The sequence below is a fragment of the Streptococcus oralis genome, assembly GCF_001075875.1.
Classification (GTDB): Bacteria; Bacillota; Bacilli; order Lactobacillales; family Streptococcaceae; genus Streptococcus; species Streptococcus oralis_I.
On the sequence record NZ_JUOS01000010.1, the window covers coordinates 1 to 21,281 of the forward strand.

The following is a 21,281-nucleotide window of genomic DNA, read 5'->3' on the forward strand; positions in this document are numbered from 1 at the left end:
ACTTTTTATTAGCAATCAAACTTTGACGCGGTAGCTGATTGAACTTTTTGTTCGTCTTTTGGACTCCAAAAAGCTCCTAATCATCCTCGCGGAGCTGGGACTATGAAATTGAGATTTTGTCTATCGATTTCTGTCCCACCGCCTTTTTAACTATGTTCAGTAATATATTTATAGGCCTCTTGACCTGCAATAGCACCATCTCCAACAGCTGTTGTAACTTGTCGAAGGTCTTTCTGACGAACATCCCCAACTGCAAAGACTCCTGCAACACTTGTTTTCATATGGTCATCTGTCACAATCCAACCTGCCTGGTCGCGAATCTGCAACTCTTGGACAAAGTCACTAACTGGGTCTAAACCAACATAGATGAAGACACCACCAAAGGCTTGTTCTGTCACCTGACCTGTTTTAACATTTTCAATCACAACCGATTCCACACGGTTTTCACCCTTGATTTCTTTAACGACAGAATCCCAAATGAAGTTGATTTTTTCATTGGCAAAAGCTCTATCTTGCAAGACCTTTTGGGCACGTAGTTCATCCCGACGATGAACAATGGTAACAGATTTTGCAAACCGTGTTAAGAAGATAGCCTCTTCAACCGCGGAGTCACCTCCACCTACGACCAACAAATCCTGGTCGCGGAAAAAGGCTCCATCACAAACCGCACAGTAAGAAACACCACGGCTATTGAGTTCTTCTTCTCCTGGAACCCCCAAGAGACGATGCTTAGAACCTGTCGCTACGATAACTGTGCGAGTTTCATAAACTTGGTCGTCTGTTACGACTTTTTTAAATTCCCCATGATCCTCAACATTTTCAACGAAGCCATAGAGATGTTCAACACCTAGATTTTCAAGAGGTTCAAACATCTTTTCTGCTAATTCTGGGCCACTGATATTGGCATAGCCTGGATAGTTTTCAATGTCAGAAGTATTATTCATCTGACCTCCTGGAAGGCCCCCTTCAATCAAAGCCACTTTCAGATTACTGCGTGCTGCATACAAGGCTGCAGTCATCCCAGCAGGACCTGCACCGATAATAATCGTATCGTACATTCTCTTTCCTTCTTTCTTGTTGTAACTATTTTTATTCTAACGAATTAAATCCCATTTTACAACTATTAAGCTTTGAGAACCAACAAGATGCTCATGGTTGCAAATGACAATACTGGAATGGTCAAAACTCCAATCATAATCATATCGTAGAGATGGGCTTGACGTGCTTTAGCAGTTTTATCAACCCCCGACAGAGCTCTAAGTCCAATCCAGAGTCCCAAAATAATCAAGACCAGTAGAATTGTCAACACTAAACTCTCTAAATACAAAGCAAATAGCTGAACTAGCATGCTCTCTCTCATTTCTATTAATTTTAAAGAGCAAACCCAGTTAGCCTAGCCAACTGAGTCTTTCTTATCTTCTATTATATCAAATATAGGTCCGTTTGTAACTAGCAAAGAATTCTTTTGTTCGTTCTTCTTTAGGATGATTGATAATCTCATCTGGTGTTCCAGACTCAATAATCTTTCCTTTATCCAAGAACAAAACCTTATCAGCTACCTGAGAAACAAAGGACATATCGTGACTGACTAAAATCATGGTTTGACCTGATTTGGCAGCATTAGCAATAGATCGTTCTACCTCACCGACTAATTCTGGATCAAGAGCTGAAGTAGGTTCATCCAAGAGCAAGATTGCTGGCTTCATGGCTAAAGCACGCGCCAAAGCTACCCGTTGTTTTTGTCCACCTGATAAGTGGCGAGGATAGTGCTGTTGACGATCTGAAAGACCAACCTTAGCCAACTCTTCTTTGGCAATCTTAGTTGCTTCTTGGTCGGAAAGTTTTTTAACAACTACCAAACCTTCCTTGACATTGTCTAAGGCTGTTCTACGCTCAAACAAATTGAACTGTTGGAACACCATGGACAACTTACGACGAAGAGTCAAGATTTCATCTTGAGTAATTTGAGAAAAATCCACTTTGAAATCATCAATCTGAATACTTCCACTATCAGGTGTTTCCAGATAATTTAGGCTACGAAGAAAAGTTGACTTCCCCGCTCCTGAGGAACCAATCAAAGCTACTACTTCCCCTTTTTGAATATCTAAATTCAGATGATCCAAGACGGTTTGACCAGAAAAGGATTTGCTTAAATTTGAAATCTTAATCATTAGCGAAGGTCTCCTTTCACATCTGTTTTCGTATTATCTGGTGCTTCGATTGCCATTTTTTTCTCAATAAAGCGGCCAAGATTTTCAATAGCGATATTTACCACCCAGTATACAAGGGCAACTGAGATGAAACGTTCGAAGTAACGATAGTCGGCACCACCCAAAATCTGAGCTTGGGCAAAGACTTCTACAACACCCGCACTAAAGGCTAGGGAAGTCCCCTTAGTCAAACCGATTAGGGAGTTAATCAAGGTTGGAGTCGCTACTACCGCTGCATTGGGAATAATCACACGACGGTAAACTTGTGCACGTGTCATTCCAAGACTACGAGCGGCTTCAATCTCTCCAGGATTGACAGAAAGAATAGCGGCACGGATAGTTTCACTAGCGTAAGCTGCTTCGTTAAAAGCAAAAGCTACAATGGCAAAAGCTGCGGCCGGAATCGCATTGATATTAAAAGCAGTTCCCCATTGTTGATTCAACGCTTTTAATGCTAGAGGAATTCCATAGTAAGTCAACATCAACTGCACTAGGATTGGTGTCCCTTTTAAGAAACTAACAAAGAATGCTTGTAATGGATAAAGAATTCTAACGCGATTAATTTTTACAATAGCAAAAACCAAGGCCAAGATTATACCAAAAAAAGCACCAAATACTGTCAACATCAATGTTGTTGGCAATTGTTGTACAATTCTTGGAATCCCATCAAAGACAGAACGAAAACTAAACAGTTTGCCGTCTGGAATATACTGCATCAAGTTTTGGTACCAATCTGATGCTAAAATTGTTGTAACATTCATAGAAACATCCTCTCCTGATAATGAATCATTCTATCATACTTCTGCCTAGATTTAAAATATTTGCTACGAGCAGAAGAGACTTTGTTTACCTACTAGTTTATCATACTTTAAAAGCGTGAGGTTATATATTTTACCTATCAAGGAGATAGAAAAAAACTATTTCAAATCCAAGCTGTCGTAGGTTTTACGATAACCAATCTGCTTCACAGCACCATTCTCCACTAATATTGGACGTTTTAATAACATACCATCACTGGCCAAGAGTTTGGCTGCTTCTTTATTGGATAAAGTTCCAACCTTGTCTTTTAAACCAAGTTCACGGTATTTAATACCACTGGTATTGAAAAATTGCTTCAACTCAAATTCTGAAGTTTCAAGCCAATTTAAAATGACTTCTTCACTAGGAGTTTCTTCTACAATATGAACATCTTTATACTCTAATCCGAGTTGATCTAACTCTTTTTTGGCTTTTTTACAAGTTGTACATTTTGGATATTCGATAAATTCTAACATTTTCTTTTCTTTCTATTCCTTATTCTCTTGAAATGCTGCACCTTCATGCTTTAAGAGCCAAGCCTTCTTGTCAATTCCGGAAGCATAGCCCGTTAGACGATTACCTGCACCTAATACGCGGTGACAAGGTACTAGGATAGACCATGGGTTGCGCCCCACAGCACCTCCGATTGCCTGAGCCGAAGCTATCTGCAAGTCCTTAGCTATTTGTCCATAAGTAACTGTCTGACCAAAAGGAATTCCCCGCAAGTAGTTCCAGACTCTTTTTTCGAAATCACTACCGACAGGAGCTAAAGGTAACTGAGACAAATCCTGATTCTCTCCTTTAAAATAGGCTTCCAAATTACAAGCAATTTGACTTAAGATTGGATGACTTTCCACCTCAACTAGATTACCTACCGACAAGCCTCTCTCAAAATAACTCTGTGCTTCAACCCATATCCCAAACAGATAGTGATCATCTGCTACCAAAGATAAGATCCCAATTGGAGAACTGTACAGCATCTTTGCATACTTCTTAGGCATTTGATTTCAATTTTTGATAGGCCAAGCGTTCGCCATCAACTGGAACTTTACCGACCTGTTTAAAACCAAGCTTTTCAAAGATATGTTGCATGGCCTTGTTTTTAGCATGTGTATCTGAACGAAAATCTAGGTAATCAAAGCCTTCAATCAAGCCTTCCAAGAAGGTCTGGGCAACACCTTGGCCTTGGACACCTCTAGAAACCGCAATCCGATGAAATACAAGGTATTCTGGTTCTCTTCCTTCCCAACTTCCATCATAAATGGCTTCATAAGCTTTTTCTGGACTTTTAGTCACTGCTGCATAGGCTAAAAGTTCTCCTTCGTCCAAGGCTACATAAGCCTGACCAGAGACGATATCTTCAATAATCGTGTCGGCATTTGGGTAATCATTTTGCCACTGGGTGCTGCCAGCTTCCGCCAAGCATTTTTTAGCATCTTCAATCACCTGCATAATTGCATCTACTTCGTTTGGAAAGGCTAAACGAATTTCCATCTTATCTCCTCTTTTCTGACTAGTTTCTCTCATCATAGCATAATTTAAGGCTTTCTACAAGCAGTTAAAACTTGACTTTTTATTTCTATTATTTTATAATCTGGTTATAAAAACTAGATAAACAGGAGTTGGAAATGAAAACTACTTTTTCCTACCCAGAATGGGACGAAATTCCAAACATTGATCTCTATTTGGATCAGGTCCTACTTTATGTGAATAAAGTTTGTTCCCCTATTTCTCTTGCTAAAGAGAAAGGTTTAACTGCATCAATGGTGAACAACTATGTCAAACACGGATATATCAGTAAACCTGAAAAGAAAAAATACCAACGCAAACAAATTGCCCGACTGATTGCTATCACAACACTCAAGTCTGTTTTTTCAATCCAGGAAATTGCTCAAACCCTAAACACCCTACACACAGAGACTAACTCACAAGAACTTTACAATGCTTTTGTGGACTATATGAATGAAGACCTAGACCCAGCTAATCCAATCATTCAAGCAAGCTGTCAAACGGTCAAACTTTATCATCAAACACTAGCACTAGTCTATACAGAAAATGAAGAGGAGGAAACAAATGAATACTAGTTTTAAACTTAGCAAGCGCCTTAGTTTTGGAGAAGAAATTGCCAACAGTGTCACCCATGCTATAGGGGCTGTACTTATGCTCATCTTACTTCCTATTTCATCAACCTATAGTTATGAGGCACATGGTTTCTTATCGTCTATCGGTGTATCCATCTTCGTTATCAGCCTCTTTCTCATGTTTCTTTCATCGACTATTTATCATTCTATGGCTTATGGTTCCACTCATAAGTACGTGCTTCGTATCATCGACCATTCCATGATTTATGTTGCGATTGCTGGCTCCTATACTCCTGTCGTTTTGACCTTGATGAATAACTGGTTTGGTTATCTGATTATCGCCATTCAGTGGGGAACAACTATTTTTGGTATTCTTTATAAAATATTTGCCAAAAAAGTCAATGAAAAATTTAGTCTAATACTCTACCTCATCATGGGTTGGCTAGTTGTGGCTATCCTACCAGCAATCATCAGTCAAACAAATCCAATCTTTTGGACTCTTATGGTATCAGGTGGGCTTTGCTATACAGTTGGTGCTGGTTTTTATGCTAAGAAGAAACCTTACTTCCACATGATCTGGCATCTCTTCATTCTGGCAGCTTCAGCTCTCCAATACATCGCAATTGTTTATTACATGTAAAAATAGGCCGGGAAAATCCCGACCTATTTTTATTTGCACATATTGATAAAGTATTGATGCAAGCGAAGATCATTTGTCAATTCCGGATGAAAGGAGGTCACTAGCATATTTTTTTCTTGTGCCGCAACGATTTGATTGTTCACAATCGCTAGAACATCAACACTGTCACCAACACTACTGATAATCGGGCCACGGATAAAAGTCATTGGAATTTTACCAACGCCCTTGCAGTCAGCTTCTGTATAAAAGCTTCCTAGCTGACGTCCATAGGCATTGCGCTCTACTACTATGTCCATAGTCGCTAGATGGCTTTCCTCTTTAGAAGTGATTTGTTTTGCTAGCAAAATTAAACCTGCACAAGTTCCAAAGACTGGTAAACCATTGAGAATAGCCTCTCTTATAGGAATTAGCATCTGCTGATCTCGCAACAGTTTCCCCATAGTTGTAGACTCTCCCCCTGGCAAGATTAACCCCGACAGGTCACTCTGGTGTTGCTGAAAATCTTCTAGGTTTCGCAGTTCAATACTTTCAACTCCTAGTTGAGCAAGCATTTTCTCGTGTTCTACAAAGGCACCTTGCAAGGCCAATATTCCGATTTTCATCTATTTTCCTCGCTCAGCCATGAGAATTTGGATTTCATTCTCATTGATACCAACCATGGCTTCTCCCAAATCTTCTGAGATTTGAGCTAGAATTTGAGGATTTTGATAATTCGTAACAGCCTTAACAATAGCTGCTGCACGTTTGACAGGATCACCCGACTTGAAAATTCCTGAACCAACAAAGACACCTTCTGCACCTAGCTGCATCATAAGAGCAGCATCTGCAGGTGTTGCCACACCTCCAGCTGCAAAGTTGACAACTGGTAATTTCCCATGTTCGTGGACGTATTGAACTAATTCTACAGGGACTTGGAGTTCTTTTGCTGCGACATAGAGTTCATCTTCACGGAGATTTTGGATGCGACGGATTTCTTGATTCATCATGCGCATATGACGAACAGCCTGAACGATGTCTCCTGTTCCTGGCTCTCCTTTTGTACGGATCATCGATGCTCCTTCAGCAATACGACGCAAGGCTTCTCCTAGATCTTTTGCACCGCAAACAAAAGGAACTTGGAATTCTTTCTTATCCACATGGAAACGATCGTCAGCTGGAGATAGTACCTCACTCTCATCGATATAGTCAATCTCGATGGCTTCCAAAATCTGTGCTTCAACAAAATGCCCAATTCGAACCTTGGCCATAACTGGAATGCTGACTGCTTCTTGGATTTCCTTGATCATCTTAGGGTCGCTCATGCGAGAGACACCACCAGCTGCACGAATATCCGCTGGGATTCGCTCCAAGGCCATAACCGCTGCTGCACCTGCAGCCTCCGCAATTCTTGCTTGTTCAGGATTTTGAACATCCATGATGACGCCACCTTTAAGCATCTGTGCCAAATTTTTATTTAATTCATAACGATTTTCAGTCATTTTCTCTTCCTCAATAGTTGTATTGGTAGCTACAATTTTATTTTAAGGTAGAAATGACTCAAGTACAAGATAAAAAAAATCGATTTGTCCGGGTACAATTATATCAATCATCAAAAAAGTACCCATATAAGGTACTCTTATTTCTTAGATTTTTTAATGTTTTTAACAAGATAAAACAGATATCCTGAAACCATATAGGCAACAAAGATAGTAGCTGCCCATTTAAAGACAAAGCCCCAACCATGTTTGGTAGCATTCAAAAAGAAATAAGGGAAGGGACTATCCTTAGCATTAGGGACATCCATCTTTAGAACAAAACCGTTTAAGAGGGCAAAAATCATATAAAGCAAAGGAAGGCTAGTCCAAAGCATGGGATCAACCAACTTATATTGGCGACTCTTGTCAAAAATAATTGTATCTGCTAAAAACCAGAGAGGGACAATATAATGGCAAAGGAAATTTTCCAAACGGTAAAAATCTGTCGTCAAAGGAGCTAGCATGAAATGATAGATGACACAAGTAATCATGATACTCATGGTGACACCACCCTTGAGTCGCAAAAGACTTGAACTTTGCCAATGGTCACCCTCACGTCGCATCTTCCATAAAAGATAACCCGTAAAAATCATCACCAAGAGGTTGGAAAGGACTGTATAGTAAAGCAACATCCCTAAACCACCACGTTTGGTAATCTCCAAGTATACACCGGTAAAGGCTGCTATAAATAAAAAGATACGACTATAAAATATTACTTTTTCATTTTTAATCATGATTAAATCTTCTTCACAAATTCTGATTTAAGCTTCATAGCACCAAAACCATCAATCTTACAATCGATGTTGTGGTCACCCTCAACAATACGGATGTTTTTCACACGAGTTCCTTGTTTGAGGTCTTTAGGAGCTCCTTTGACCTTAAGGTCCTTAATCAAGGTGACTGTATCTCCATCCGCTAGTTTATTTCCATTAGCATCGATAGCAACAAGGCCTTCTTCAACCTCTGCTTGCTCAGCAGGATTCCATTCATAAGCACACTCTGGACAGACTAGCAAGGCTCCGTCTTCATAGACATATTCTGAATTACATTTTGGGCAATTTGGTAGATTGTTCATTTTATCTCCTTCTATTTTCATGATGGTTTGATTGTCAAATTTTCGTTAACAGAGATTATTATACCTTAAAATTAAAAATTTGACAAATTGCTAAAAAACCGACTCACCACTATCATGGTCAATCGGTTATATTCTCTGATTAAAATTGTTTAACTGCCTCTGACTTGATTTTTTCGACAACTTCTAAAATACTTAGTCCTGTCGTGTCTAAATAAATAGCATCCTCTGCTTGCTTAAGAGGAGAAGTTTCACGATGACTATCTTTATAATCACGCGCTGCAATCTCTTCTTTCAAAGTTTCCAAATCTGTTTCGATCCCCTTTGAAAGATTTTCCTTGTAACGACGTTCTGCACGCTCATCTACAGATGCTACTAGAAAAATCTTCAATTCAGCCTTAGGTAACACCACTGTACCAATATCGCGACCATCCATGACGATTCCACCTTGTTGAGCAATCTCTTGCTGGAGGGCTACCAATTTTTCGCGAATAGCTGGAATGGCTGCAAAAGCAGATACAGCATTCGTTACCTCATTTTCTCTAATAGGACTGGTCACATCAACGTCACCAACAAAAACAAGCTGTTCTCCTGTTTCGGCTCGACCAAAGCTAATCGGATATTGTTCCAATAATTCAAGAAGTCGAGAAGACTCCTCTGGACTCACTTGGTTATTCAAAGCGATGTAAGTCGCAGCACGATACATGGCTCCTGTATCCAGATAAGTATAACCAAAGTCCTTAGCGATAATCTTTGCTACTGTACTCTTACCACTTGAAGCTGGACCATCAATAGCGATCTGAATTGTTTTCATTCTAACTCCTATCTTGTCTTAAGGACATCACCAGGATTTGCAAACCAAGTTCCTGAAGACATATGACCAGGGTTCAAGGCTTCAAGCTGGGCAATAGAAATACCTGCTCTAGCTGCAATAGCTGCCTCACCTTCACCTGCAAGGACAGTAATGGTTCCCTCAGCATTTGTATGTTCCTCTGAACTACTTGAAGAAGTTGATGCTGCTTCAGAACTTGATGCTTCAACTGAACTACTTGATGATGTTGAAGAAACTTCCTCTACCTTAGGCGCAGAAGAATCATGAAAATCTTTCAAGGCTGCCGTACGATCACTTCCACCGGATGACAGGTAGATTAGAATAGCAATCATACCGACAACGATAACAAAGAAAATACTAGCCAAAATCGTTAAAATACGATTAGCTCCTACTCCTGATTCCTTATTTCCTCTGTTTCTGCGTTCCGAACGACTTTCCTCGATGTCGTAAATATCTTCTTGCCATGGTTCCTTTTCCATACCTTACTCCTTGTTTTTTTTCTAATTTCTTATTACAATATAAATATGAAAATCACACTTATACCTGAACGATGCATTGCCTGCGGGCTATGCCAAACCTATTCTGATTTATTTGATTACCATGATAATGGTATTGTGCGTTTCTATGATGATCCTAATCAACTAGAGAGAGACGTCCCAGCTAGTGAAGAGCTACTGGAAGCTGTAAAACAGTGTCCTACTCGCGCGCTCATCAAAGATTAATTTGTCATCAGTGGTGATTAGATTTCCAAATACCACTTCCTCTAGTTTAGCATATTTTTACAGAAAATTATAGTCTTTTGAAGGACTTATTTTTAGCAAATCTTATCTTGACTCACTCTGTTCTTTTATCAGATAGAGGGGTCTTTTTTTCGTTTCCAGATAAATTTTACTGATATATTTTCCGAGAATCCCAATCGTCAATAATTGGACACCACCAAGAAATAGAATGACAGCCATCAGAGAGGTCCAACCAGAAGTTGGATTGCCAAGTAAGAGAGTACGGACAACTACAAACAGTGTCATCACCAAAGCCAGAAAACATGATGAAAGACCAGCAACAAAAGCTAATATCAAAGGAAAATCTGAAAAATTCACAATCCCTTCAATAGAGTAGAAAAAGAGTTGTCTAAAGCTCCAACTAGTCTTACCTGCCCGCCTTTCAACATTAGGGTATTCTATATAGTGAGTGCGAAAACCAACCCAGGCAAAGAGCCCTTTGGAAAAGCGATTGTATTCTGTCAATTCCAACACTGCATCCACAACTGTTCTTCTCATCATTCGAAAATCACGGACACCCGATGGAAGAGCTACTGGGCTAATTTTTTGCATGAAACGATAAAAAAGATCGGCGCAGAAACTACGTAAAACGGGTTCCCCGTCTCGACTAGTTCTCCTAGTTCCAACACAATCCAAGTCTGGATTCTGATCTAGTAGTTCTTTCATCTCAAGCAAGAGGTTTGGTGGATCCTGAAGGTCTGCATCCATAACCACCACCAAATCTCCACTTGCTTGTTGTAAACCTGCATATATGGCCGCTTCCTTCCCAAAATTTCGCGAGAAAGAAATATAATGTACTGCAGGATTTTTCTCTCGATAAACCTTTAGAACGTCCAAAGTCTTATCAGTCGAACCATCATCTACAAAAATGTATTCGATTTCTGTTTCCAAATCTGGGATCAGTGCTTCAAGAGTTTGATAAAAAAGAGGAAGTACTTCCTCTTCGTTTAAACATGGGACTATGATTGAAATCATCATCTTAGTCTTCAAATCCGTTTGGATGCTTGCTTTGCCAACGCCATGCGTCTTGACACATCTCTGTAATACCAAGTTCTGCTTCCCATCCTAGCTCTTCCTTAGCTTTTGCTGGATCTGAGTAGCAAGCTGCAATATCACCTGGGCGACGTTCAACAATACGGTATGGAATAGGACGTCCGACTGCTTTTTCCATATTTTGGATAATTTCAAGAACTGAGTAGCCTTTTCCTGTACCAAGGTTGTAAATGTTTAGTCCTGAACCTTTTTGAAGCTTCTTAAGTGCCGCAACGTGCCCTTTTGCTAGGTCAACGACGTGGATATAGTCACGTACACCTGTTCCATCTTCAGTATCGTAGTCGTCTCCAAAGACCTGAACTTGTTCCAACTTACCAACTGCAACTTGTGTCACATATGGAAGAAGGTTATTTGGAATACCGTTTGGATTTTCACCCAAATCACCGCTCTTATGCGCACCGATTGGGTTGAAATAACGAAGTAAAACAACGTTCCACTCTGAATCTGCTTTATAGATATCTGTCAGGATTTCTTCCAGCATTAGTTTAGTACGACCGTAAGGGTTGGTAGCTGAAAGTGGAAAATCTTCTAGGATCGGAACAGTATGGGGATCTCCATACACTGTCGCTGAAGAGCTGAAGATAATGTTCTTACAGTTGTTTTCTTCCATTGCTTTTAAAAGGTTAACTGTACCCGCAATGTTGTTATCATAGTAGGCAAGTGGGATACGTGTAGACTCACCTACAGCTTTCAAACCAGCAAAATGAATCACACCTGTTGGTTCTTCATGTTTGAAAATATCACGAAGTGTATCTGTGTCACGAATATCTGCTTCGTAGAAAGGAATTTCTACCCCAGTGATTCTTTCGACTACTTCAAGACTTTTACGACTACTGTTTACCAAATTATCCACGACAACTACTTGGTGTCCAGCTTGGACCAATTCAATGACCGTGTGAGTTCCGATAAAACCTGCTCCACCTGTTACCAGAATTTTTTCTTGCATTTTATTTCCTCAATTCTTGGATTATTTTTTTCATTTTACCATTTTTGATAGGGAAAGTCATTTACTTTCCTAAGACTATCGTAAAAACTAGGTAAAAGGTTTACTATTGTTTCTTTTTAATGTATCTTTCAGTCGGATAATCTGCTGGATCCAATACTCCTTTTCTCCCTTGAAGCATTTGGGCTAGGTGATAGCCTATAATGGGTCCAGTTGTCAATCCTGACGATCCTAATCCACTCGCAACAAATACTCCTGATAAGTCTGGAACCTGTCCAAAAAATGGCGAGAAGTCACTCGTATAAGCCCGAATTCCTACACGTTCACCAGATAAAACTGCATCCTTTAAACTCGGATAAAATGGATTCGCTGCCTCAGCCATTTGTTGGAGCAAATTTTTATCGACTGTAAGATCAAATCCCATGTCATTTTCATGGGTAGCTCCTAGAGATAACTTACCTCCAGGAAATGGTATCAAATCCCACTCACCTTCCGGCATAACTACAGGGTAAGCTCCCATGTCTTGTGGCACCTGATAATCTCTAAGTTGACCTTTTTGAGGACGAACATCCACCTCATAGCCTAAAGGCTCCAAAATGTGTCCAAGCCAAGCTCCCGTAGATAAAATTACTTGATCAAACATTTGATTGTCTGTCTGATAGCCTGATAATAAAGGAGTTAGACTGACCTCTTGCTTTACGACCTTCACTTGACTGGCTTCCAGTAAACGACTGACTAGGAGTTGTCCGTCTACTCGAGCGCCACCAGAAGCATAGAGTAATCTTTCAAATCCCACTAATCCAGGGAATAAGCTACTTGCAGCAGCTTGGTCCAAAATGGCTAATTCGCCAATTAAGGGAGATTCATCTCTACGTTGCAAGGCTAAGTCATAGAGTTCCTCGAGCTTGGAATCATCTTTTTTGAGAAGTAAGACTCCTGAGCGCTGGTAGAAATCAATCTTTTGACCATTTTTTTCTAAATCAGCTAATAAATCTACATAAAAGTCTGCTCCTAGGCGAGCCATCTTGTACCAAGCTTTATTACGTCGTTTAGAGAACCAAGGACTGATGATTCCTGCCGCTGCCTTGGTAGCTTGTCCGTACCCATGATCAAAGACAGTTACTTCGACATCTGCTTCCTTAGAGAGATAGTAGGCAGCTGTTGCCCCTACAATTCCTGCTCCTACAATGGCAACTTTTTTCATTGTCTTTACCTTCTAACTAGATATGATGGAATGGATTGGTAGAAGCCTGACTTGCGACTACTTCTAGCGACCAAGCATTCTCTTCCTTCCATTCGTTCAAGAGCGCTGCAATTCTTTCCACAAAAAGCACTTCGATATAGTGTCCTGGATCCAAAGCTAATAAACCATCTGACAGCATATCTTGGGCAGTATGATAATAAATATCACCAGTGATATAAAGATCTGCTCCTTTTGCTAAAGCATCAGAATAGAAAGATTGCCCACTGCCACCACAGATAGCCACTCTTGAGATTGTCTTTTGCAAATCCTTCTCTTGATAATACACCATACGAAGGCTATCTAGACCAAAGACTTCCTTAACATGGTCAGCAAATTCCTTAAATTTTTGAGGTCTAATCGTTCCAATACGGCCAATCCCACGTTCAGGACCTGTTTCTTGTATATAGGTTGTATCTTTAATATCTAACAGTTGGCAGAACCAGTCATTGAGACTATTTTCAACAATATCAATATTAGTATGACTGACGTAGACAGCGATATCGTGCTTGATGAGATTGATATAAATCTGATTTTGAGGACGACTAGCTACCAAGTCCTTGATTGGACGAAAGATAGGGGCGTGCTTAACGATAATCAGATCAACACCCTTGTCAATAGCTTCAGCGACTGTCTCTTCACGGATATCAAGAGCAACCATGACCTTTTGAATTTCCTTGTCTAGGGTGCCAATTTGCAGACCACGACTATCCCCTTCCATAGAAAATTCTTGTGGGCAATAGGCTTCATAACGCTTAATCACTTCACTTGCTTTCATGGTGCACCTCCTTGATGGCTTGAATTTTTTCTGCTAGAACTTGACGTTCTTCTTGATTTTTTTCTGGAATTTGACTAAGGGCAAACTCAAGCTTAGCAACTTCTTTTTGCCATTTTTGGACGAAGACTGGACTGACTTCTTTGGACAAGAATGGACCAAAGCGGACATCAGTTGCTGATAGATTCATTTTACCAGCTTCTGCAACTATGATCTCGTAGAATTTCCCAGCTTCTTCTAGAATACTTTCTGCTATGATTTGAAAACCATGTTCTTGTAACCAAGAACGCAACTCGTCTTCTCGATTATTGGGTTGAAGAATCAAACGCTCAACAGTAGCAAGTTTGTCTAATCCGTCTTCCAAAATCGTAGCAATCAAACGGCCACCCATTCCAGCAATAGTGATGACAGATACCAGATCACTTTCTTCAAATGCTGCTAAACCATTGGCTAAACGAACCTGAATTTTCTCAGTTAAACCATGACTTTTAACATTTGTAACTGCAGATTGATAGGGACCTTCTACAACCTCTCCTGCAATGGCACGATCGATGTGACCTTTTTCAACCAATTCAATGGGTAGATAAGCATGATCACTCCCGACGTCCAGTAAAACGGCTCCTTGAGGTACAAAAGAAGCTACCATTTCTAATCTCTTCGAAATCATTTTCTCTCACTTTCCAAAAGTCTATTTCTCTTTATTATACCATATTTTGTCTAGCAATCCTGTACCTAAAAAAGACCGCAATCATGGATTGCAGCCTTTCTTTATCTTCTAGCTTGATAACGACTTGTCAGGATGAAAATCACAGTAAAGATGAGCATCATGATGCCATAGACAGGTAATGTTTGTCCTGTCAGTGTTGAAATTTCAAGTAGTTTTTGGATTCTTGGGAATAGAGCCGTTCCAAGGAAGCCACCAACTGACCAAATAATCAAGAGGACACGCCACAGGCTAAATGGCAAGCAGGCTCTAACTACAGACATGAAACCAATCGATGCCAACAGATAATACAAAAGTGTCGAAATTTCAATGGCTGACCAGCCTTGACTGGTTCCAAAAATTTTAATAAAGAGAACACTAAAGACTACCATCAAGGCACTTGGTAAAGCACGGAGCATGGATTTTCTGAGAAAGTTTTGTTCCACAGGTTTAATATTTCGTTCAAAGGTCAATACGAACGGTGGGAATCCTTCCACGAACTGGTCAATCATGGTAATCTGAATGGGAATGAATGGGAAAATCAAAATCCATTCAGTACGTCCCAACAAAGCACTGGCAATACAGATAACTGCTAACAAGAAGGAATAGATTGTCTTAATCAAGAAAATCGGAGCAATGTGGGCAATATTATTGACCACACGACGTCCTTCAAAAAGAATCTCAGGAACATCATTGAAATCTGAATTCAAGAGGACCAGATTTGCAATCTGACGAGTTGCTGGGTCTCCTTCAGCCATAACAATGGAACAGTCTGCCTCACGGAGAGCTAGGATATCATTGACACCATCCCCTGTCATTGCTGTAGTATGTCCTGCTTTTTTCAGAGTTTGGATGATGAGTTTCTTTTGATGAGGCGAGACACGTCCGAAAATGGCTGTTTCCTCAGCCATGGCTATCAATTCTTCATCATTAATTTTCGAACAATCTACATAGCTCTGATAGTCTGCAAAGCCAGCTTTTTGAGCAATACTTGAAACGGTAACTGGATTATCACCAGAGATAATTTTCAGCCCCACTTCCTGAGAACGAAGATAGTCTAGCGTTTCAGCTGCCCCTTCTCGGATTGGATCTAGAATCTCAAGCAAAGCCAAAGCCTGAATATCAGATGGCTTTTGCGGCTTGTGATGGTCAAGTTTTTCTTGACTGAGCGCTAACACCAAGACACGAGATCCTCGTTCAAGAGCTTCTCTAGCTTCAGGAACTTCAGCATCCAACAACATCTCCGGTGCACCTAGGAAAACAGTTCCTAGACCTTCCAACTCCATGGCTCCCCATTTTCGATCGCTTGAAAATGGAAAACTAGAAATCATCGGATAAACTACCTCTCCCACAAAACGCTTTCGAATAGCTTGAGCAGTTGGATTTTTATCCTCACTGTTAGCCATATAGCTGGTTAGTATTTTAGCAATAGCATCTTTATCAAAAGCCTGGGTCAGAGGAAGAACAGTCTCAACCTGCATCTTACCTTGGGTGATGGTACCTGTCTTATCCAAGCAGAGCATATCCACGCGCGCAAGGGTTTCAACAGAGTACATCTCCTGCACCAAGACCTTCTTCAAACCAAGCTTGATAACAGCGGTTAAAAGAGAGGTAATGGTCAAGAGGGCAATCCCCTTAGGCAACATTCCCAAAAGAGCTGTAGAGGAATTCACTACAGAAGACTTCAGTGGTAAACCTTTCAAGACCAAAGCTTCAAGCAAAAGAGCAATTCCAAATGGAATGATGATTTTTCCAGTAAAGCCTGCTAGCTGGTCTAGCGATTTCATGATACGAGAATTGATTGGTTTAACTGTCTTAGCTTCAAGCATGAGTTTAGCTGCATAGTTATCTGCTCCTACATGATGAACCTGAGCGAGGACAGAACCACTGGCAAGAAAACTACCTGACAACATTAAGTCTTCTACTTCTTTTTGCACCAAGTCGCTCTCGCCCGTTAACATGGCTTCATTGACTTCTGCAAAACCTTCTAATACAATCGCATCACTTGGAATTTGATCCCCTGCAGACAAGCGAATCACATCATCCAAAACAAGCTCTTCTGGATTCAAAGCAATCTCTTGTCCATCACGGATAGTGGTAATCTTTTCTTTATTCAAGAGATTGAGTTTATCTACCATATGTTTGGCACGTAGCTCGGTTACAATTCCTGAAAAAGCATTAAAACAGATAACCGCAAAGAAAACCAGGTTGCTCCAGGCTTGAACAAAAGCGAGCGCTAATGCAATAGCAAAGTTTAAAGCATTAAAGAGAGTAAAGACATTTCGTTTTACAATCTGCCAAGTACTGGTACTAGCTGATGCTTTGAAATCATTGACCTGTCCCTGTTTCTGACGTTCATTAACTTCTGATTGGCTTAAGCCTATAATTTTATTTTTATCCATAATCTCTATCATATCATTTTTTTTTGAATAATTCTAATTTCATATGAAGAGCAATTCCGCCTAAACAAAAAAACATTTGCTTGTCCTACAATGATAAGGTATAATAAAAGAAAGAAAATTGAAGGAGACACCATGTTTTATACTTATCTTCGTGGACTGGTTATGTTGATTCTCTGGTCTATCAACGGTAATGCTCATTATCATAATACGGATAAAATTCCGAGTCAAGATGAAAACTATATCCTAGTTGCTCCCCATCGTACTTGGTGGGATCCTGTCTACATGGCATTTGCGACCAAACCGAAACAGTTTGTTTTTATGGCTAAAAAGGAACTGTTCTCTAATCGAATCTTTGGTTGGTGGATCCGTATGTGTGGTGCCTTTCCTATTGATCGGGAGAATCCTAGCGCTTCGGCTATCAAATACCCTATTAATGTTCTTAAAAAGAGCGACCGATCTCTCATCATGTTTCCAAGCGGTAGTCGTCATTCTAACGATGTCAAAGGTGGCGTAGCTCTGATTGCTAAAATGGCCAAGGTTCGCATCATGCCAGTTACTTACACTGGTCCAATGACCTTAAAAGGACTCATCAGTCGTGAACGTGTCGATATGAACTTCGGAAATCCTATCGATATCTCAGACATTAAGAAAATGAATGATGAAGGAATTGAGATGGTTGCTGAACGTATCCAATCAGAATTCCAACGTCTGGATGAGGAAACAAAACAATGGCACGATAACAAAAAACCAAATCCTTTGTGGTGGTTTATTCGCATACCAGCACTGATTCTTGCTGTCTTAGTTGCGATTATTACCATCATCTTTAGCTTTATCGCAAGTTTTATCTGGAATCCAGAAAAAAACAAAATCAATTAGGTTAGAATAAAATGGCTGAGGGATATTCTCTTAAGCCATTTTAGTTTGACTGACATCTGATTACTTTTAAATAAAACATTTTATTGACAAAGATTTGATTCTATAGTATACTTTTTAAGTAAGCTGATTTAGCTCAGTAGGCAGAGCGCATCCATGGTAAGGATGAGGTCGCCGGTTCGATCCCGGCAATTAGCATTGTTCATCAGTTCCTTGGTATAGGAACTTTTTTTATTGACATTTTATTGTCCTTATAGTAAAATAAAACTTGCGATGAGTCGATATGTAGCGAGAGCTACTATTGAGCAAAGGAGGTCATAACGCAGGAGCGGACCTTGAGAAATTGTGTGAACCAATTTCTCACATGGAGATGCCTCTCAGGCTTTCTGGTTTTTCCAGAGAGCTTTTTTTATTTTCCTAAACACTATTAACTCCTATCTTTTAGCAATCCTTTCTGTCCAAATAGCAATAAGCTCAAGCAACAATCAAACACTTATAGACTTATTATCCAAAAAATCCTAGCTAGATTTAGACAAAAAGATACTAAGATGACCATTGCTATCTATAATTACAGCAAAAGTTACAGGGCAAACTGTATTATATACCTTAGCATTGAAAGGAAAATGATATATTTTGCCCCTCGTCACAAAAAAAGACCTATCACACAAGCTATAAAGCTTGATATGATAGGTTTTTTAATATTAGATTAACGTACAGTGCGGATACGCATTGTGTTAGTACGAACTGCTTCTCCAACTGGCACACCTGCAACGATAACGATATCGTCACCAGATTGTACAAGACCTGCTTCAACTGCTTTACGTTCTGCAATTTCAAACATGTCATCAGTTGATGATGGAGCTTCTGTCAACATTGGGATAACACCCCAGTTCAACATCAATCCACGTTCTGTCAATTCGTCAAATGTCAATGCCAAGATATCAGCATTTGGACGATATTTAGAGATCAAACGTGCTGTGTGACCAGTCTTAGTAAGAGTTACAACCAATTTGATGTCCATTGAGTTTGTAGCGTCTTTAACTGCTGAAGCCATAACTTCTGTCTTAGAGTTACGTTCAAATGAATCTGAGTTCAAACGTCCGTATTCGTTAAGAAGAGTTTGAGCGTTCTTATCGATAGTTGCCATTGTACGAACAGACTCAAGTGGGTATTTACCATTTGCTGACTCACCTGAAAGCATTGTAGCATCAGTTCCGTCGATAACAGCGTTAAATACGTCTGATACTTCTGAACGAGTTGCACGTGGTTTTTCAGTCATTGTTTCAAGCATGTTTGTTGCAGTGATAACAACTTTACCAGCAGCGTTCACTTTAGTGATGATCATTTTTTGGTAAACTGGAACCATTTCAAATGGTACTTCGATACCCATGTCACCACGAGCGATCATGATACCATCAGCAGCTTCAATGATTTCGTCCAAGTTATCGATACCTTGTTGGTTTTCGATTTTAGCGAACAATTGAACGTGACCGTTACCAGTTTCTTCACAGATTGCACGAACTTCGTTAACGTCTTTTGCAGTACGTACGAATGAGATCGCGATGAAGTTGATACCTTGTTCAAGACCGAAGCGGATATCAGCGTTATCACGTTCAGCAAGAGCTGGGAAAGGAATTTTAGTGTTAGGGATGTTTACACCTTTTTGTTTAGCGATTACACCGTCGTTTTCAACTTCAACGACAAATTCACGAGTTGCATCGTCTTTTTCTACAACACGAAGACCAAGTTTACCATCGTCAACCAATACTTGGCGACCAACTTCAACGTCATCATAGATGTCAAGAGCTCCAGCAACGTTCAAAGCAATCACTTCACGAGTTGATTTGATTCCTTGTTTAGTTGCAACACGGATTTTTTCACCAGTTTTGTATGAGTACTCTTTAGCTTCACCTTCAAACAATTCAGTACGGATTTCTGGTCCTTTAGTGTCAAGAAGGAAACCAACTTTTTTACCTGCAAGTTTTTCTGCAAGTTTAACAGTTGCCATACGGTCACCTTGTTCTTGGTGGTCACCGTGTGAGAAGTTGAAACGGAAAGTGTTAGCTCCTGCTTCAATCAATTGAGCAATGTTTTTAGCTGAAGCTTCAACGTCAAGTTTTTCACCCCAGTATCCGTCATCACCAAATTTTTTACCACCACGGATTTCTACCGCAGGACCCAAAGTTGCAACGATTTTTACACGTTTGTTCATGATTTTTGTGACTCCTTTATATAATTTGACCTTTTATGGTCATTTTACCAGTTTAGTTAAAGTTGATTATGACAAGCTCTTGTTCAAAGCAGAAAGTTCAAGGTCAGCTTTATGAGGGTTGTTAACAACAATCTTACCATCAGCTGTTAGGCTAAACAAAGCTCCTTCTTCTGCAGTTCCAAGAATTGGATTTTCAACCATTTTCTCGTTACGGATACCAACAGCGACACCACCGATTCCTTGTTTAAGAAGTTTAACAGCGTGTGCTCCCATACGTGACGCCAATACACGGTCACGAGCAGTTGGAGATCCACCACGTTGGATATGACCAAGTTCAGTTACACGAAGGTCGCTTGTATCTCCAGCTTCTTTTAGTTTTTGACCAAATTCAGCCGCTGACATAACACCTTCTGCCAAAACGATAATGTTGTGTTTCTTACCGTGTTCATATCCAGCTTTGATACTTGCTACGATGTCTTCCATCTTGAAGCCTTCTTCAGGGATGATAATTTCATCAGCACCAGTGGCAATACCAGCCCAAAGAGCGATATCTCCAGCATTACGTCCCATAACTTCAACTACGAAAGTACGACGGTGACTTGATGAGGTATCACGAATCTTATCGATGGCATCCATTGCAGTTGTAACTGCAGTATCAAATCCGATTGTGAAATCAGTACCTACGATATCGTTATCGATTGTTCCTGGAAGTCCGATAGCAGGGAACCCATGCTCAGTCAAGCGCATAGCTCCGTGATAAGAACCGTCACCACCGATAACCACGACACCTTCGATACCGTGTTTTTTCAACTGCTCAATCCCTTTAAGTTGGCCTTCGAGTTTTGCAAACTCAGGATAACGAGCAGAGTGAAGGAAAGTACCACCACGTGAAATGATGTCTCCCACTGAAGCAGCATCAAGTGGATAAATTTCGCCGGCAACCATACCTGCGTATCCATCATAGATACCAAAAACTTCCATTCCTTCTGAGATTGCTTGACGAACTACTGCACGGATGGCAGCATTCATACCAGGGGCGTCTCCACCACTAGTCAAAACAGCAATACGTTTCATTTGGTTTTGCTCCTTTTTCTTTTAACATTCTAACTGATTATACCATAATTAAAGTTAAAATTCTTTTATTTTCATTGATT

25 protein-coding genes and 1 tRNA gene are annotated in these 21,281 nt (G+C 40.1%); 5 read left to right on the forward strand and 21 right to left on the reverse strand.

The window, feature by feature from the left end:
• Nucleotides 1–146 precede the first annotated feature (146 nt).
• The 7 genes from trxB to ADM33_RS00390 all read right to left on the reverse strand — a co-directional run bounded on the left by trxB (nucleotide 147) and on the right by ADM33_RS00390 (nucleotide 4,502).
• Entirely contained in the window at nucleotides 147–1,058 is a 912-nt protein-coding gene (gene trxB, locus ADM33_RS00360; RefSeq protein ID WP_049502692.1) for a thioredoxin-disulfide reductase, read from the reverse strand.
• Nucleotides 1,059–1,123: 65 nt separating this feature from the next.
• A complete protein-coding gene (locus ADM33_RS00365; protein WP_000960970.1) occupies nucleotides 1,124–1,348 on the reverse strand; it encodes a DUF4059 family protein in 225 nt (74 codons plus the stop codon).
• A 79-nt stretch (nucleotides 1,349–1,427) separates the two neighbouring features.
• Nucleotides 1,428–2,171: an amino acid ABC transporter ATP-binding protein gene (locus ADM33_RS00370; RefSeq protein WP_049502693.1), complete on the reverse strand. Its 744-nt coding sequence runs from the start codon at nucleotides 2,169–2,171 to the stop codon at nucleotides 1,428–1,430.
• A complete protein-coding gene (locus ADM33_RS00375; RefSeq protein WP_049502694.1) occupies nucleotides 2,171–2,971 on the reverse strand; it encodes an amino acid ABC transporter permease in 801 nt (266 codons plus the stop codon). The genes ADM33_RS00370 and ADM33_RS00375 overlap by 1 nt, the downstream gene beginning before the upstream one ends.
• 156 nt (nucleotides 2,972–3,127) lie before the next feature.
• On the reverse strand, nucleotides 3,128–3,484 hold the full coding sequence (locus tag ADM33_RS00380; RefSeq protein ID WP_049502695.1) for a Spx/MgsR family RNA polymerase-binding regulatory protein: 357 nt from the start codon (nucleotides 3,482–3,484) through the stop codon (nucleotides 3,128–3,130).
• A gap of 12 nt (nucleotides 3,485–3,496) precedes the next feature.
• On the reverse strand, nucleotides 3,497–3,988 hold the full coding sequence (locus tag ADM33_RS00385) for a methylated-DNA--[protein]-cysteine S-methyltransferase (RefSeq protein WP_193390751.1): 492 nt from the start codon (nucleotides 3,986–3,988) through the stop codon (nucleotides 3,497–3,499).
• Between the two features lie 13 nt (nucleotides 3,989–4,001).
• Complete coding sequence (locus ADM33_RS00390; RefSeq protein WP_049502697.1) at nucleotides 4,002–4,502, reverse strand: GNAT family N-acetyltransferase; 501 nt, start codon at nucleotides 4,500–4,502, stop codon at nucleotides 4,002–4,004.
• A gap of 134 nt (nucleotides 4,503–4,636) precedes the next feature.
• Here ADM33_RS00390 and ADM33_RS00395 point away from each other — a divergent pair, with 134 nt between their 5' ends.
• Together ADM33_RS00395 and trhA are read left to right on the forward strand one after the other, a co-directional pair.
• Nucleotides 4,637–5,092 (forward strand): DUF1836 domain-containing protein, encoded by a 456-nt coding sequence (locus ADM33_RS00395; RefSeq protein ID WP_049502698.1) that lies wholly within the window; start codon nucleotides 4,637–4,639, stop codon nucleotides 5,090–5,092.
• Complete coding sequence (gene trhA / locus ADM33_RS00400; RefSeq protein WP_049502699.1) at nucleotides 5,082–5,729, forward strand: PAQR family membrane homeostasis protein TrhA; 648 nt, start codon at nucleotides 5,082–5,084, stop codon at nucleotides 5,727–5,729. Before ADM33_RS00395 ends, trhA begins: the two co-directional genes overlap by 11 nt.
• A 29-nt stretch (nucleotides 5,730–5,758) precedes the next feature.
• Here the strand turns inward: trhA and pdxT are convergent, their stop codons facing one another.
• The 6 genes from pdxT to ADM33_RS00430 all read right to left on the reverse strand — a co-directional run bounded on the left by pdxT (nucleotide 5,759) and on the right by ADM33_RS00430 (nucleotide 9,626).
• Entirely contained in the window at nucleotides 5,759–6,331 is a 573-nt protein-coding gene (gene pdxT, locus ADM33_RS00405; protein WP_049502700.1) for a pyridoxal 5'-phosphate synthase glutaminase subunit PdxT, read from the reverse strand.
• Nucleotides 6,332–7,207, reverse strand: coding sequence for a pyridoxal 5'-phosphate synthase lyase subunit PdxS (gene pdxS / locus ADM33_RS00410; RefSeq protein ID WP_006153788.1), 876 nt, complete (start codon nucleotides 7,205–7,207; stop codon nucleotides 6,332–6,334). It lies immediately after the preceding gene.
• A gap of 137 nt (nucleotides 7,208–7,344) precedes the next feature.
• Nucleotides 7,345–7,977: a Pr6Pr family membrane protein gene (locus ADM33_RS00415; RefSeq protein WP_049502701.1), complete on the reverse strand. Its 633-nt coding sequence runs from the start codon at nucleotides 7,975–7,977 to the stop codon at nucleotides 7,345–7,347.
• Between the two features lie 2 nt (nucleotides 7,978–7,979).
• Entirely contained in the window at nucleotides 7,980–8,318 is a 339-nt protein-coding gene (locus ADM33_RS00420) for a zinc ribbon domain-containing protein YjdM (protein ID WP_045762909.1), read from the reverse strand.
• Between the two features lie 139 nt (nucleotides 8,319–8,457).
• Nucleotides 8,458–9,129 carry a (d)CMP kinase gene (cmk, locus tag ADM33_RS00425; RefSeq protein ID WP_049502702.1) on the reverse strand — a complete coding sequence of 224 codons (672 nt, stop codon included), beginning with the start codon at nucleotides 9,127–9,129 and terminating at the stop codon, nucleotides 8,458–8,460.
• 8 nt (nucleotides 9,130–9,137) lie between these two features.
• On the reverse strand, nucleotides 9,138–9,626 hold the full coding sequence (locus tag ADM33_RS00430) for an SAG1386/EF1546 family surface-associated protein (protein ID WP_049502703.1): 489 nt from the start codon (nucleotides 9,624–9,626) through the stop codon (nucleotides 9,138–9,140).
• A 45-nt stretch (nucleotides 9,627–9,671) separates the two neighbouring features.
• Between ADM33_RS00430 and ADM33_RS10715 the strand changes: the two genes are divergently transcribed.
• The gene (locus ADM33_RS10715) at nucleotides 9,672–9,869 is read left to right on the forward strand and encodes a ferredoxin (RefSeq protein WP_080979354.1); all 198 of its coding nucleotides are present in this window, start codon (nucleotides 9,672–9,674) and stop codon (nucleotides 9,867–9,869) included.
• Nucleotides 9,870–9,971: 102 nt separating this feature from the next.
• Here the strand turns inward: ADM33_RS10715 and ADM33_RS00435 are convergent, their stop codons facing one another.
• The 6 genes from ADM33_RS00435 to ADM33_RS00460 form a co-directional block, all read right to left on the reverse strand.
• The gene (locus ADM33_RS00435) at nucleotides 9,972–10,904 is read right to left on the reverse strand and encodes a glycosyltransferase family 2 protein (RefSeq protein ID WP_049502704.1); all 933 of its coding nucleotides are present in this window, start codon (nucleotides 10,902–10,904) and stop codon (nucleotides 9,972–9,974) included.
• 1 nt (nucleotide 10,905) lies between these two features.
• Nucleotides 10,906–11,925 carry a UDP-glucose 4-epimerase GalE gene (galE, locus tag ADM33_RS00440; RefSeq protein WP_049502705.1) on the reverse strand — a complete coding sequence of 340 codons (1,020 nt, stop codon included), beginning with the start codon at nucleotides 11,923–11,925 and terminating at the stop codon, nucleotides 10,906–10,908.
• 103 nt (nucleotides 11,926–12,028) lie between these two features.
• Entirely contained in the window at nucleotides 12,029–13,126 is a 1,098-nt protein-coding gene (locus ADM33_RS00445; RefSeq protein WP_049502706.1) for an NAD(P)/FAD-dependent oxidoreductase, read from the reverse strand.
• A gap of 16 nt (nucleotides 13,127–13,142) precedes the next feature.
• Nucleotides 13,143–13,940 carry a Nif3-like dinuclear metal center hexameric protein gene (locus ADM33_RS00450; RefSeq protein WP_000647628.1) on the reverse strand — a complete coding sequence of 266 codons (798 nt, stop codon included), beginning with the start codon at nucleotides 13,938–13,940 and terminating at the stop codon, nucleotides 13,143–13,145.
• Complete coding sequence (locus ADM33_RS00455) at nucleotides 13,927–14,604, reverse strand: tRNA (adenine(22)-N(1))-methyltransferase (protein WP_007555963.1); 678 nt, start codon at nucleotides 14,602–14,604, stop codon at nucleotides 13,927–13,929. Before ADM33_RS00455 ends, ADM33_RS00450 begins: the two co-directional genes overlap by 14 nt.
• Nucleotides 14,605–14,705: 101 nt before the next feature.
• Nucleotides 14,706–17,042, reverse strand: coding sequence for a cation-translocating P-type ATPase (locus tag ADM33_RS00460; RefSeq protein WP_049502707.1), 2,337 nt, complete (start codon nucleotides 17,040–17,042; stop codon nucleotides 14,706–14,708).
• A gap of 132 nt (nucleotides 17,043–17,174) precedes the next feature.
• Here ADM33_RS00460 and ADM33_RS00465 point away from each other — a divergent pair, with 132 nt between their 5' ends.
• Together ADM33_RS00465 and ADM33_RS00470 are read left to right on the forward strand one after the other, a co-directional pair.
• The gene (locus ADM33_RS00465; protein ID WP_045762901.1) at nucleotides 17,175–17,918 is read left to right on the forward strand and encodes a lysophospholipid acyltransferase family protein; all 744 of its coding nucleotides are present in this window, start codon (nucleotides 17,175–17,177) and stop codon (nucleotides 17,916–17,918) included.
• A gap of 122 nt (nucleotides 17,919–18,040) precedes the next feature.
• Nucleotides 18,041–18,113 (forward strand) — tRNA-Thr (locus ADM33_RS00470).
• A 508-nt stretch (nucleotides 18,114–18,621) separates the two neighbouring features.
• Here ADM33_RS00470 and pyk read toward each other — a convergent pair.
• Both pyk and pfkA read right to left on the reverse strand, forming a co-directional pair.
• Nucleotides 18,622–20,127 carry a pyruvate kinase gene (gene pyk, locus ADM33_RS00475; RefSeq protein WP_049502708.1) on the reverse strand — a complete coding sequence of 502 codons (1,506 nt, stop codon included), beginning with the start codon at nucleotides 20,125–20,127 and terminating at the stop codon, nucleotides 18,622–18,624.
• 66 nt (nucleotides 20,128–20,193) lie between these two features.
• Complete coding sequence (gene pfkA, locus ADM33_RS00480; RefSeq protein ID WP_000820873.1) at nucleotides 20,194–21,201, reverse strand: 6-phosphofructokinase; 1,008 nt, start codon at nucleotides 21,199–21,201, stop codon at nucleotides 20,194–20,196.
• Nucleotides 21,202–21,281: the final 80 nt, after the last annotated feature.